This window comes from Prosthecobacter sp. GW821-HT29F12 (genome assembly GCF_058803405.1).
In genome coordinates, this window is sequence record NZ_CM179517.1 from 4,983,754 (window position 1) to 4,996,025 (window position 12,272).

The 12,272-nt window shown below is 58.3% G+C and carries 12 protein-coding genes; 5 read left to right on the plus strand and 7 right to left on the minus strand.

Features of this window, described 5'->3' with window-relative positions; translation table 11 throughout:
* Positions 1 to 52 precede the first annotated feature (52 nt).
* Entirely contained in the window at positions 53 to 3,376 is a 3,324-nt protein-coding gene (locus AC3RLQ_RS20550) for a ribonucleoside-diphosphate reductase subunit alpha (protein ID WP_493030513.1), read from the plus strand.
* A 145-nt stretch (positions 3,377 to 3,521) separates the two neighbouring features.
* Here the strand turns inward: AC3RLQ_RS20550 and AC3RLQ_RS20555 are convergent, their stop codons facing one another.
* The 5 genes from AC3RLQ_RS20555 to AC3RLQ_RS20575 form a co-directional block, all read right to left on the minus strand.
* Positions 3,522 to 4,508, minus strand: a complete 987-nt coding sequence (locus AC3RLQ_RS20555; RefSeq protein ID WP_493030515.1) for a BsuBI/PstI family type II restriction endonuclease — start codon at positions 4,506 to 4,508, stop codon at positions 3,522 to 3,524.
* 4 nt (positions 4,509 to 4,512) lie between these two features.
* Positions 4,513 to 5,505 (minus strand): DNA cytosine methyltransferase, encoded by a 993-nt coding sequence (locus tag AC3RLQ_RS20560; protein ID WP_493030516.1) that lies wholly within the window; start codon positions 5,503 to 5,505, stop codon positions 4,513 to 4,515.
* A 51-nt stretch (positions 5,506 to 5,556) separates the two neighbouring features.
* Positions 5,557 to 5,715: a type II toxin-antitoxin system RelE/ParE family toxin gene (locus tag AC3RLQ_RS20565; protein WP_493030517.1), complete on the minus strand. Its 159-nt coding sequence runs from the start codon at positions 5,713 to 5,715 to the stop codon at positions 5,557 to 5,559.
* A complete protein-coding gene (locus AC3RLQ_RS20570; protein ID WP_493030518.1) occupies positions 5,712 to 5,942 on the minus strand; it encodes an addiction module protein in 231 nt (76 codons plus the stop codon). The genes AC3RLQ_RS20565 and AC3RLQ_RS20570 overlap by 4 nt, the downstream gene beginning before the upstream one ends.
* A 113-nt stretch (positions 5,943 to 6,055) precedes the next feature.
* Positions 6,056 to 6,313, minus strand: coding sequence for a hypothetical protein (locus AC3RLQ_RS20575; protein ID WP_493030519.1), 258 nt, complete (start codon positions 6,311 to 6,313; stop codon positions 6,056 to 6,058).
* Between the two features lie 556 nt (positions 6,314 to 6,869).
* Between AC3RLQ_RS20575 and AC3RLQ_RS20580 the strand changes: the two genes are divergently transcribed.
* The 4 genes from AC3RLQ_RS20580 to AC3RLQ_RS20595 all read left to right on the plus strand — a co-directional run bounded on the left by AC3RLQ_RS20580 (position 6,870) and on the right by AC3RLQ_RS20595 (position 10,380).
* Positions 6,870 to 7,511 carry an HNH endonuclease gene (locus AC3RLQ_RS20580; RefSeq protein ID WP_493030520.1) on the plus strand — a complete coding sequence of 214 codons (642 nt, stop codon included), beginning with the start codon at positions 6,870 to 6,872 and terminating at the stop codon, positions 7,509 to 7,511.
* A 484-nt stretch (positions 7,512 to 7,995) separates the two neighbouring features.
* A complete protein-coding gene (locus tag AC3RLQ_RS20585) occupies positions 7,996 to 8,454 on the plus strand; it encodes a hypothetical protein (RefSeq protein WP_493030521.1) in 459 nt (152 codons plus the stop codon).
* Positions 8,455 to 8,968: 514 nt separating this feature from the next.
* A complete protein-coding gene (locus AC3RLQ_RS20590) occupies positions 8,969 to 9,430 on the plus strand; it encodes a hypothetical protein (protein ID WP_493030522.1) in 462 nt (153 codons plus the stop codon).
* Positions 9,431 to 9,735: 305 nt separating this feature from the next.
* Positions 9,736 to 10,380 carry a hypothetical protein gene (locus AC3RLQ_RS20595; RefSeq protein ID WP_493030523.1) on the plus strand — a complete coding sequence of 215 codons (645 nt, stop codon included), beginning with the start codon at positions 9,736 to 9,738 and terminating at the stop codon, positions 10,378 to 10,380.
* Positions 10,381 to 10,475: 95 nt separating this feature from the next.
* Here the strand turns inward: AC3RLQ_RS20595 and AC3RLQ_RS20600 are convergent, their stop codons facing one another.
* Positions 10,476 to 11,849, minus strand: coding sequence for a sulfate adenylyltransferase subunit 1 (locus AC3RLQ_RS20600; RefSeq protein WP_493030524.1), 1,374 nt, complete (start codon positions 11,847 to 11,849; stop codon positions 10,476 to 10,478).
* A 10-nt stretch (positions 11,850 to 11,859) separates the two neighbouring features.
* A complete protein-coding gene (locus AC3RLQ_RS20605) occupies positions 11,860 to 12,234 on the minus strand; it encodes a four helix bundle protein (RefSeq protein WP_493030525.1) in 375 nt (124 codons plus the stop codon).
* Positions 12,235 to 12,272 lie beyond the last annotated feature (38 nt).

The window sequence follows — 12,272 nt, forward strand, 5'->3', positions numbered from 1 at the left end:
CCTTTCCGCTCATCCCCTGCTCACGTTAACCTCAAAGTCCGGACCTCCCGCCATGATCACTGACCTGCTCCACGAAGACAAAGCGCTCAAGCGCTACGCCCACCACACCCCCAAGGACCAAAAACCCCAGTTCGAGTGGAGTGCGCTGACCGCAGGCGTGGCCGGCATTCCCATGACGGGAACCACCAAAGTGCGCATCGGCAGCAGCGAGCGTGACTTCGATGTGGGTGAAATCGCCGACACCGTGGGCAATGCGATCACCGATCTGCTCATGGCACGCCAGCGTCAGAGCGAAATCTTCAATGATTCCAACCGCCAGCTGGTGCAGGCCATTTCACGTGCGGTGGCCGAGGAGGTCGCCCAGCGCACCACGGACAATGGCACCGAGGCACCGATGCTGAGCACCAAGGAGATCTACCAGGTCATTGAGCAGGCGCTGGTACGTCACAACGCCCACGACGTGGCCCGCAGTCTTGCCGAGCGCCGCAAACGCACCGAAACTCTTGCCAACTCCGACGCCAACGACGCTGGCGCGCTTCAACCCATCATGGTCACCACCAAAGTCATTCGCCGCAACGGCCAGCTCGTCCCTTGGAACCACAACAAGATCGAGATCGCCGTGCGCAAGGCCTTCCTCTCCATGGAGATGGACTCCACGCCTGCCGTGCAGATCGCCGAGGCCGTGAGCCGTGCCATCATCAATGACGGCAAGCAGTTCATGCACATCGAAGACGTGCAGAACCTCGTCGAAGAAGAGCTCATGAAGCAGGGCTTCTTCAAGGTCGCCCGCGCCTACATTCAGTACCGTGCGCTGCGCTCCACCATGCGTTTTGGTGAGGAAGCCGCCGCCGCCATCCAGGACGAGCAGGAGTCCGACCAGCAGCAGACTCTGATCCTGGTGCGTGTGTCCCCCACGGAAACCTTCCTCTGGGACGGCCAGGATCTGAAGCGCCGCATCGACTTCGCCAGCCTGGGCCTCGACCTCTGCGTCAGCCGTGCCGAGATCGAAATGGAGCTGCGCCGCTCCATCTTCAGCGAGATCACCGTCGAAGCGCTCAAGACCACCATCATCCTCAATGCGCGCACCTTGATGGAAAAGGACGCCGACTTCGCGAAGTTCGCCGGCCGCATGCTCCTCACCTACATCTATGAAGAAGTGCTCGGCTGGAGCATCGTGGATCACGGCATCGAGCAGCTCCCGAACTTCCACCGCCGTGGCTTCCGCAAGAACCTGGCCCGTGGCATCGAGATCGAGCGCCTGCACCCGCAGCTTCTCAAGTACGACCTCGACAAGATCGCCGACGCCATCGACCCGGCTGCGGACATGGACTTCGACTTCCTCGGCATCCAGACGCTGTATGACCGCTATCTGATCGTCGATAAGAAGACCAAGCCTTCCAAGCGCCTGGAAACCCCGCAGCTCTTCTGGATGCGCGTGGCCATGGGCCTCTGCGTGCAGGAAAAGGAAAACGCCGAGGACAAGATCATCGCCCTCTACCGCCTCTACAAAGGCCGCCGTTTCTGCTCCAGCACGCCGACGCTCTTCAACAGCGGCACGATGCACAGCCAGCTCTCCTCCTGCTACCTCTACAAGGTGGACGACAGCATCGAGTCCATCATGCAGCGCGGCATCGCGGACAACGCCTACCTTTCCAAGTGGGCCGGTGGTCTCGGCGGCTCCTGGACTGCCGTGCGCGGCACCGGCGGCTACATCAAAGGCACCAATGGCGAAAGCCAGGGCGTCATCCCCTTCCTCAAGCTGCACAATGACCAGCTCATCGCCGTCAATCAGGGTGGCAAGCGCCGTGGCTCCGGCTGCGCCTACCTGGAAGTCTGGCACAACGACATCGAGGACTTCCTCCAGCTCCGTGTGAACACCGGCGACGAACGCCGCCGCACGCACGACCTGAACACCGCCAACTGGGTGCCCGACCTCTTCATGAAGCGCATGGAGAACCGCCAGCAGTGGACGCTCTTCCGCGCCAACGAAACGCCGGACCTGCATGAGCTCTACGGCAGCGCCTTTGAAAAACGCTACGCCGAGTACGAAGAGATGGCCGCCAAGGGCCAGATCTTTGGCCGCACCATGGAAGCGCTGGACCTCTGGAAGAAGATGCTCAAGTCCATCTTCGAAACCGGCCATCCCTGGATCACCTTCAAGGATCCTTGCAACGTGCGCAGCCCGCAGGACCACGTGGGCGTCATCCACAGCTCCAATCTCTGCACCGAGATCACGCTGAACACGAGCTTTGAAGAAACCGCCGTCTGCAACCTGGGCTCTGTCCTCATCGACAACCACCTCGACGACAACGGCAACATCGACCACTCCAAGCTGCGCGAGACCATCCGCGTCGCGGTGCGCATGCTCGACAACGTCATCGACATCAATTACTACCCCACCGAATCCGCGAAGACCGCCAACAGCCGTCATCGCCCCATCGGTCTCGGGGTCATGGGCCTCGGCTACGCGCTCTATCGCAAAGGCCTGCCCTTCGCCTCCAAGGAAGCCGTCGAGTTCAACGACGAGTTCATGGAAGCCGTGGCCTACTACGCCTATGAGGCCAGCAGCGACATCGCCGCAGAAAAAGGCACCTACTCCACCTACAAAGGCAGCAAGTGGGACCGTGGCCTCCTTCCGCAGGACACCGTGGATCTCCTCGCCAAAGAGCGCGGCATGGACATCGACGTCCCCCGTGGCGGCAAGATGGACTGGTCCGGCCTGCGTGCAAAGATCGCCAAGAACGGCATGCGCAACAGCAACGTCCTCGCCATCGCGCCGACGGCCACCATCTCGAACATCATGGGCTCCAGCCCCTGCATCGAGCCCCTGTTCACGAACTTCTACACCAAGAGCAACCTCTCCGGCGACTTCATGGTGCTGAATCCTTACCTCGTGAAGGACCTCAAGAAGCGCGGCCTGTGGAACTCCGAGATCCAGAACAAGATCAAGTACACCGACGGCGAACTCGAAAGCATCGAGGAAGTCCCCGTGGACCTGAAGCGCAAGTACGCCACCGCCTTCGGCATCGACTGGGCCTGGCTGCTCGACGCCGCCGCACGTCGTCAGAAGTGGATCGATCAGTCCCAGAGCGTGAACCTCTTCTGCGGCGAGAGCGCCATGCAGACCCTCTCCCACATGTACCGTGCCGCCTGGCGGAAAGGTCTCAAGACCACCTATTACCTCCGCACCCGCAGCGCCTCCAACATCGAAAAAGCCACCAGCGAAGTCGAGAAGGAGAAGCGCGGCGTCGTCGGCACCCACCACGCCGGCGTGGCCGCAGCAGCTGCCGCTGCCAAGCAGTTCACCGCTGATGAAGCCATGGCCTGCTCCCTTGAGGCCATGCGGAACGGCGGGACTTGTGAGGCGTGCCAGTAAAGGGAAGGCGCTGGCCGTCCCCCCATCACCCTTCAATCATATTATCAACGCAACAGCAGGCAGAAATGCCTGCTGTTTTTTGTGTTTGAACTCGAGGGCGCAACCGAAATCAGCCACCATCACAGATGTTATAATTCGTCCCAGCTTAGTTCCGCGGACCAAAGAATCGGTCACCGTTAAAGTGAATCATATGATCTGGTTCATCGGCAATCCAGACCTCAGTATCCCAGGCAATGTCAGGCGCAAACTTCCGAAATGCGTTTCGATCGAGGAAGGCTGTGACAAAGACCAATGGTTGATTGCAGCTGCCACACAACTTTTCCAAAGCCATCAAACGTTCAGGCGAGATCGGACCAAAGCTATGCACCGCTTCAACCAAGAACAACCATCCGCGTTTTTCATCCCATAACACAATGTCTGGCAGACTACCTGAAGCCTCTAGCATGAGGCCAACTTTCTTCAATCTACTATCATCACACACAATGGAGCGATTCTCAGCATCTCCCAAATACAAGACATGGGAACCAGGTGCAAACCGTGGGCGGAACTGCTCTACAATAGCTCTCTGTAGGGCGTTATGCTGACCTGGCCCAAGCTTCAGTTCAGACCCATCAGGCATCACTACAGCTACCGAGGAAACTGCTTGCTTGCCTCCAACTAAATCTGTCAGCGGCGTTTTACGCTCCATGAATTTGGCTGCCAGAGCGGTCCAGCCAGTTTGACCGAAGGCCTGAATTATCACTGCGTACGCGGGATTAATCCCATAACCACGTCTTGGATCATTTGCCGCTGCACCTGGATTCGCCGCACTGCTCAAAATGATTCCTGCTAATACAGCACCCCTTAAATGCTTCCGGCGAATGTCATCGTACGAACCGCGAGAAATTGCCTCCTCAAAGTGCTTATTAATGAAGTCTATGATTTGGCGTGTTCCTAAAGGAGCACCTGGATGCTTACCACATGATGGCCAGTCTGCCGTATGCGTTACACCTGCAACGGCCAAAAAGCACATACCCGCCATTTCTCTCTGTCGTTGCGTTCCTGAAGCAAGAGGAACTCCCAGAGCCTGTAGCACGTCGATTGCTTGATTAATAACCCGACGAACACTTGTCGATTTTGGTTTTGTCGGCATGGAATTAAGCAGCTGCCGCGAGTGTGTTCTTGGCAATAGGATCCTTGTGCTTTGCAAAATAATTTAACACCGACTTGGCCAACGCATGTGCCATCATAGGAGGGACAGCATTTCCAATTTGTTTGAAGACGCTTCCTTCGGAGCCAATGAACTCGTAGTGATCAGGAAAGCTTTGCAGACGCGCTGCTTCTCGAATCAAAAGCCTCCGCCTGCGTCCATCCGGAAGTTTGATTCTTTGCATGTCCCCGGTTGCTCCAGCAAGGTTACGACAAGTGAGCGTTCTGGAGGGCTGTTCGAGATGAAGATCCCGTGGTCGGACACAGCACGATGCCTTCTCATAATTCTCCACATACCTATCCATGCTTGCGGTCAGGAACTTCGATTCAGGTGGGACCTCGAAGAGTATTCCTTCCAAGGCTTCGCCTGCCGTCCACGCATGTGAGGATGGCTGAGGAAACGTAAATTTACCCTGATGTCCAACAACAACCAATCGTTCACGCTTCTGAGGAACACCAAAATGCACCGCATTGAGCAACCTTAATTCAACCTCGTAATCGAGGGCTCTCAGTCGGTCGAGTATTTGATCGAGATACCAACGGTTTACATACATCATGCCCCTTACATTCTCAAACATCCAAAGCTTTGGCCTTAGCTTCTCAACAGCAGCTATGAAGGTTGGAAAACCATCGCGTGAATCGTTTAATCCGTTTTGGCTGCCTCCAACTGAAAATGGCTGGCACGGTGGACCACCAATCAAAATGTCGCACTCCGGAAACTCTGACTCAGGGCTAAGGACAGTTTCCACGCATGCTCCACTCAAGTTTCGCCGGTAGGTGGCACATGCATCGCGCTCTTTTTCGAACCCGATGGTTGCAATCCCCGCCGCTTCGAAGCCCAGCGCCAAGCCTCCGCAACCAGCAAAGAGATCCACAGCAACCAGCTTGGGCCGTTTGGCAGGCCGCAGAGTTGAATTGATGATGTCAGGGAAACCGGGCATAGCTTGATCTTATGGACAAGATCTGTACGGGCAAGAATGAAGATCATTTCTTCATACGCCGCCGGACCCTTCGGGGTGCGTCTCAATCTGTGACAAGGCATCCTTTAACTTCGCGAAGAAATCTTCTCCCAGTCCTGCACTCTGCTCCTCATACCAATCCACCGCCTCATCGACCTCCGCCTGAACCCGCCGGTGAAAACTGAGCTTCATCGACGATCACGATTGATCTTGAGCCCGGCCATGAAGTCCTCATGCGACAGTTCCAAACTCGGATCGGCATCCATCTCCTCCGAACGCCGCGTCGCCTCCTCCAGCCAGGCCTGATCGACGGTCTTCTGCCAGTCTTCCGGCACGCTGGCATAAAGCCTGTCCGCCAGCGCCACACGTTCGGCGACTGGCAACGAGAACAAAGACTGGGTCAAGGTGGCCGTGCTCATGGCACGAACCATCCTCAATTTCCCTTCGAAATCCACCTCGAAGTTTTCCACCACGCGGGTGCGAGCTCAGAGCGCAAAACCTTCCCCGTCCCCAAAAGCCCGACGGGCTTTCGTCAGGCAGCCTGGCGTTTCAGAAAGAGCCTGGCCTGAAGTTTGAGAATCGACATCATCTTGCCTGCATAGATGCAGCTCCAGTACTCGGACTCCTCATCACGAGCGAGCCGCCCTTCGTTGGCCTTGGTCGCCAGGTCTTCCATGCGGGCCGTTTTGGCAACGTCTGGCTCGATTTGAACGATGTTTGCCGCCGTCTCAGCCGTGAAGCACGGCCGGGCGGGATCGAGCATCCTTTCGAGGCTGGAGAATGCGTTCATGACAGTTGGAATCTGCCACACCGTCTGACGGGCGCAACCCTGCTGCGTGAGGCAAGATGCCAGGCATGAATGGGACTCGGATAAGACGAGATGTCCTGCACATACGAGAACGCGACAGCGTCTTGGAGTGCGTGCGGCAAGCCTAAGCGCGACGCCGCTTTCGCAGGCCGGACGGCAGGCTCAGGCCAAAGAATGTACAATACCCCGCGAAAGCGGTGTCGTCGATGCAGGCTTGCGCCGTGCATCTGTGCCACCGCACTCCAAGACGCTGTCGCGCTTCTCCAGTCTCAGCAGACCAAGTACCATTCACACCAGTCATTTTGCCCGCGCCTGCACTGATTTGCTTCCAGTTGCAAAGCTTTGCACACAGGCGGGGACGAGATCGTGAAACAGGCCAAAATGGCTTGATAAAATACCGGATCATACCATAATACATCCATGGTGATCATACCATAAACGAGTGCCTCGCCGGCCTTTCTCAGTCCGGCGTTTGCAAGAAAAAGATGCCGGCCATCATGGGCATTCAAACCGGTTTCAGCATTGCCTCCAGACACCTATGGAAACACACCTGCCCATCCTCATGGAAGAGATCCCCCAGCCACGTCCTGTGCGCCGCAAGTGGCTGTTTCCCTCGCTGGACATCGACAGTCGTGAGATCAGCGCGGAGGTGGCCAGGCAGCGGCATTGCGATCATCTGCGGCGGGAGCCTCGTGTGGCGCTGCAGTCGGACGGCAAGCCTTTCTATCGCATCCAGTGTGCTGACTGCGGCCAGAAGCTCAGCCATTCACTCCCGCACTCCAGCGTCCCCGACCGCGAGAGGTGCCCGCAGTGGAATGAGGAGCTGTACCAGAGGCGTCTCCGCGAGGGCGCGGCTGCCTACGGGCAATGCCGGGAAGCTGCCATCGCCAGGCGGAAGGCGGAGTGGCGGGCTGTCTATCGTCGCTATCTGGCGTCTGCCGACTGGCAGTCCGTGCGCCAGCGCGTTCTCAGGAGAGCCGAGGGCATTTGCGAAGGGTGCCTGGAGGCTCCGGCCAGGGAAGTCCACCATCGGACCTATGCCCATGTGGGTGATGAGCTCCTCTTCGAGCTGGTGGCGATCTGCCGCCCCTGCCATGAGCGCCTGCATCCCAGCTCTTCGAACGGCTACTCGGAGCTTCTGGAACGGCACCTGCAAAACGTTCATATCTACGGCAGCTGAACTCCGCTTTTGAATACCACTTCATACCACAATAAAACCATGGTGTTTCCGCCAGAAATGATTGCCGCGCTGCTCGCCTCAGGTCGGCGCTTTGAACTCACCCCCGAGGGTGGCGTCATCGTGGATGCGGAGCCATCCAAGGCCGGCAGGCGTGCCGAAAGGAACCGCCGCTACTATGAATCACAGCGTCTGCGCGCGTCTGAAAACGTCTTAACATCGTCTGAACCCGTCTTGGAGTGTCTGGATGCGGCTGCATCGTCTGAAAACACAACACCTCTCCCCCTCTCTCCCTCCCTCCCCCTTTCCCCTTTCCCCTCAGACTCCCCTTTCCCCCGCCCACCCACACGCCCCCACACCTGCACATGAGCGCAGGCCCGCGTACGTACGCGAGGCCGCGACGGGTCACCCAGCGCAGCCATGGGCAGCGCAACCCCTGTCAGCGGCACCGAAGCCCAAACGCCGTGGACTGCCGGTGGATGACGCGATGTGGCTCGCGCACCTCGCTGCGAACCCGGCGTATCAAGCCCTCGACATCCCGGCGGAACTGGGGAAATGCACCGCCTGGTGCGAGCTGAAACAAAAGCGGCTCAGCCGTGTGAGGCTGCTGAACTGGCTGAACAAAGCGGACCCGCGCATCAGCCCCAAGTGCCTGGAGTTTCCCGGCGGCGCGGAGCCCCACGCCGGCCGTGCAACCCAGGCGGAGCTGGAGGCCTACGCGGTGCAGATCGGACTGCCGGCCAGCGATGGCGCCTCGATGTTCAACCACTGGGAGGCGAACGGATGGGTGAACGGCCAAAACGCGATCAAGGACTGGCGCGCAGGGCTGCGCAAGTGGCGCGATCAAGGCTGGCTGCCTTCGCAGAAGGTGATGCACCGGCCCGTGCCAGCACCAGCTCCGTCGGCACGCAGCGATACCGCGAACCGGCCGGGACGGTATGCGTAGAAAGCGAGTCCATGCGCCAGCCAAGTTGTCAGGAGAGATGCTGGAAAGATTCATTCGGGCCTTTGTCCACACGGCACCCGGAGCTGGCATACCCTCGGGTGATTGCGCGGGGGATTTGGGTGCTCCATCTCCATCAGAGCATTTTGAACCATTTCGTGTCCTATAAATCCAGTGCGCCAAAAAGCGGTTCTCCCTCTCCTCGCCCCTGACACACGACGACAACTAATACTTCTCTTCGGGGAGAGGGCCGGGGTGAGGGGGGGCGATGGGCCGCCTTCTCCAGCATGGGATGACCCCTCACCCTTCCTCTCCCCCAAGGAGATCTTGGACATTGCCATATCATCGAGGGGGAGAGGAGATTCGCTTGATGTCCCGTGCATGCTTATGAACCAATAAGGCTATATAATGATTGAAAAATGCTCCTAGGTGCTGCTGGGTCACCGGGAATCAGGCGGGCAGCCGGGTCGCCGATCCCACGGGCTTGATTCCTGACGGTTTCCGGGAACCTTGGCGCATGAAGGCCGCCAAACCTCTCACCATCGCCGAGCAGATGAAGGTGCTGCAATCCCGAGAGGATGTGGCGACGTTTTCGCTGGCGCATCTGGGCCTGCCGCCGGAGTGGCGCGACACCAATGAAGAAGGCAACACGGAGCGCTGCCAGGACGCGGTGAACCGGGTCTTCACGCTGACGCGCAAGGACATCGAGGACAGTCTCGCGGCCCAGGGCCTGCAGCCCGAGAATCTGCCGCCGGTGAGCACCGAGGTGGACAGTCATGACGGGAGCTACTTCATTTCCAAACGCCGCGGCGAGTGGGAGTTCTACTATCAGGAACGCGGCTCCCCCTGGGCGAGCGCCACCTTCGATGACCTCGCGGAAGCGCGGAAGTTCCTCATCAACTACTTCATCCCCGTCTGGCTGGATCACCTCCACGTGCCGTGCCGCACCAAGACAGGGAAAACGATCTTGTCATTGTGAGCCCAGCGTTTGCTCTGACGTTGGACGGGCCTCCTTCCCGTGGTGCCTGATCTTCCCTGCGTCATCGCCCGTATCGCGGCAGGACTCATGACCAACGCAGCCGAGGCATAATCGCCGTCCATGCTCCAAATCACACCTCGTGATTCATTCCAAAAAATGCTTAGACAATTCAGTGATTATGAGTCATACCCCACGCACTTATGATTCGTGAATGGCTCAGATCCCGGCGACGTGAAAAAAAGATCACCCGAATGGAAGGGTTGTTCGGCAAGCAACCCGTGATCCGCAGCGGGCCCTTCAAAGGCATGAAGTTTTATCTGCCAGGCGAGTCTGACTCCATGATCCGCCAGCTGATCAATTCAGCCATCGTGACCAAGCTGGTGGGAAGCTTTGAAGAGCCCATCCAAGGCTGGATCCAGGACGTCGCCGCCAAAAAGTATGATCGCATCATCAACGTCGGCTCCGCCGAAGGCTATTACGCCGTGGGCTTTGCCCTCACCAAGGTCACGCCGCGCATTGTGGCGTTCGACATCGTCGAGCGGCCCCGGCAGATGCTGGAAAAGCTGGCCACGCTGAACAACGTCCTGCCGCAGATCGAGATCAACACCTTGTGCGACTGGAACCAGTTGGAGAAACTCTCCGGCCCGAAGACTCTGGTCTTTTGCGACATCGAAGGCGGCGAGGCCGACCTGCTGGACCCCGTCAAAGTTCCGAACTTGAAGTATTCCGATTTTATCATCGAAACACATGACTGCCTGGTGCCCGGAGTCACCAATCTGCTCATCGAACGCTTCCGCCTGACCCATCAAATCGAGGTCCAGTCGGACACCGAGCGCCAATGGAAGAAATATGACTGGCCGCCGGCTTTCACCGACCGCATGAAGCGCGGCTGGACCAACGAAGGCCGCCCCAAAGGGATGCTTTGGCTGCGCCTGACCAGCAAGCTGTAAGAGCCGCCCCGGCATCGCCTGCTCCTGCGTCAAAAGGCCGCCGCAGGTCATGGCCACGTCTTCCAACGTGACCATGCTCAGGGCTTGAGTCCGCCTTAGATCGCCACTTCGGCATCTTCGTCACCTGCATCCACCAGCGACTTGGTGATCATGCCGGCAGCGACGGTGTTGTTCGTCTGTTCATCGACGAGGACGAAGCTGCCCGTGGTGCGGTTCTTGGAGTAGGGGTCGAAGAAGATCGGGGCCGCGCAGCGGATGCGGATGCAGCCGATGTCGTTGAGGGAGAACTCCTTGCTCGCGGTGGTTTTTTCCAGCGTGCTGATGTTCACCTTGTAGAGCACATCCGTGACGACGGCGCGCACGTCATTGGTGGTGTGGCGCAGATGGAAGCGGCTGCGTGGCTTGAGCGTCTTCTTGTCGGCGAACCAGCAGATCATGGCGTCAAACTCATGGCTGGTCTGCGTGGGCTCATTGGCCTTTACGATCATGCCGCCACGGCTGGTGTCGATTTCATCGGCCACGGTGATGCTGTAGCTGAGCTGCGGTGTCGTCTCTTGCTGCGGGCCTTCATAAGTGTGAATGCCGGTGATCTTCGACTTCATCTCGGATGGATACACGAGCACGTCATCTCCCACCTTGAAGGTGCCGCTGGCCATGCGGCCGGCGAAGCCACGGTAGTCATGCAAATTGCCCAGCTTGGCGTCTTCACGATCAGAGATCGGGCGAATGACCCACTGCACGGCGAAGCGTGCTTCATCAGCAGCGGTTTCGCTGTGAACCTGCACGGTTTCAAGGTGCTGCAGGAGCGAAGGGCCGGTGTACCACGGGGTGTTCTCGGACTTGTCCACGACGTTGTCACCATTGAGCGCGCTCATCGGGATCGGCGTGACCTGCGGCAGTTGGTCGAGGCCTTTGGCGAACGCCTGGAAGTCGGCGACGATCTTGTTATAAACGGCCTCATCGAAATCCACGAGGTCCATCTTGTTCACCGCCAGCACGATGTGGCCGATGCGCAGCAGGCTCGCGAGGAAGGTGTGGCGCATCGTCTGCTCGATGACACCGAGACGCGCATCGATCAGGATGATCGCAAGGTCTGCGGTGGAGGCACCCGTGACCATGTTGCGCGTGTACTGAATGTGCCCCGGAGTATCGGCGATGATGAACTTGCGCTTCGGCGTGGCGAAGTAGCGGTAGGCCACATCGATCGTGATGCCCTGCTCGCGCTCGGCACGCAGACCATCGGTGAGCAAAGCGAGATTCACATGCGCATCGCCACGACGCTTGGAGGATTCTTCGACCGCGAGAAGCTGGTCTTCGAAGATCGACTTCGAATCATACAGCAAGCGGCCGATAAGCGTGCTTTTGCCATCGTCCACACTGCCAGCAGTGGTGAAGCGGAGAAGAGAGGATTCAGAGGCATCGACGACGCCGGAGATGGGAGATGGAAGATCGGAGATTGGGGTGGACATATGAAAGCTGTTAGGCGCGACGTTGTTCAGTGGAGCGAATAAGACCGGTGATCAGTTTGCCGATGCGAATGGAGTGCTGGCGTATTGCCTGGAAATGAGCGCTGAATTGTGGGTAAAAGTCCTCACCTGCATACGTCATGGAGCGAATTTCGCCATTCGACCCACGAGCGTAATCATAGAACTTTCTCTTTTCGAGAATGGCGAGGCGCTCAAAGCCCTCTGCCAGATTGTTCATAACGGAGAGAGCGGAGCGGCGGATCTGGCTCTTGAAATCGAAGTCATGTTTGAACGCATCTTCAAGGGTGAGCACCCCCACTTCATAGTTTTGGAGCCTCGCCTGCTGCCAGGCCTCAAGATCTTCAAAGCACTCGATTCGTTCACTCATGGTATTTCGTGGTTAAACCCATCTTCCATCTCCGATCT

Excerpts from the sequence above, each read along its gene's own strand:
- AC3RLQ_RS20590 (WP_493030522.1), top strand. The coding sequence starts at position 8,969 with ATGAAGGCCGCCAAACCTCTCACCATCGCCGAGCAGATGAAGGTGCTG.
- AC3RLQ_RS20600 (WP_493030524.1), bottom strand. The coding sequence starts at position 11,849 with ATGTCCACCCCAATCTCCGATCTTCCATCTCCCATCTCCGGCGTCGTC.
- AC3RLQ_RS20555 (WP_493030515.1), bottom strand. The coding sequence starts at position 4,508 with ATGCCGACAAAACCAAAATCGACAAGTGTTCGTCGGGTTATTAATCAA.
- AC3RLQ_RS20570 (WP_493030518.1), bottom strand. The coding sequence starts at position 5,942 with ATGAGCACGGCCACCTTGACCCAGTCTTTGTTCTCGTTGCCAGTCGCC.
- AC3RLQ_RS20550 (WP_493030513.1), top strand. The coding sequence starts at position 53 with ATGATCACTGACCTGCTCCACGAAGACAAAGCGCTCAAGCGCTACGCC.
- AC3RLQ_RS20580 (WP_493030520.1), top strand. The coding sequence starts at position 6,870 with ATGGAAACACACCTGCCCATCCTCATGGAAGAGATCCCCCAGCCACGT.
- AC3RLQ_RS20585 (WP_493030521.1), top strand. The coding sequence starts at position 7,996 with ATGTGGCTCGCGCACCTCGCTGCGAACCCGGCGTATCAAGCCCTCGAC.
- AC3RLQ_RS20560 (WP_493030516.1), bottom strand. The coding sequence starts at position 5,505 with ATGCCCGGTTTCCCTGACATCATCAATTCAACTCTGCGGCCTGCCAAA.
- AC3RLQ_RS20595 (WP_493030523.1), top strand. The coding sequence starts at position 9,736 with ATGAAGTTTTATCTGCCAGGCGAGTCTGACTCCATGATCCGCCAGCTG.
- AC3RLQ_RS20605 (WP_493030525.1), bottom strand. The coding sequence starts at position 12,234 with ATGAGTGAACGAATCGAGTGCTTTGAAGATCTTGAGGCCTGGCAGCAG.
- AC3RLQ_RS20565 (WP_493030517.1), bottom strand. The coding sequence starts at position 5,715 with ATGAAGCTCAGTTTTCACCGGCGGGTTCAGGCGGAGGTCGATGAGGCG.
- AC3RLQ_RS20575 (WP_493030519.1), bottom strand. The coding sequence starts at position 6,313 with ATGAACGCATTCTCCAGCCTCGAAAGGATGCTCGATCCCGCCCGGCCG.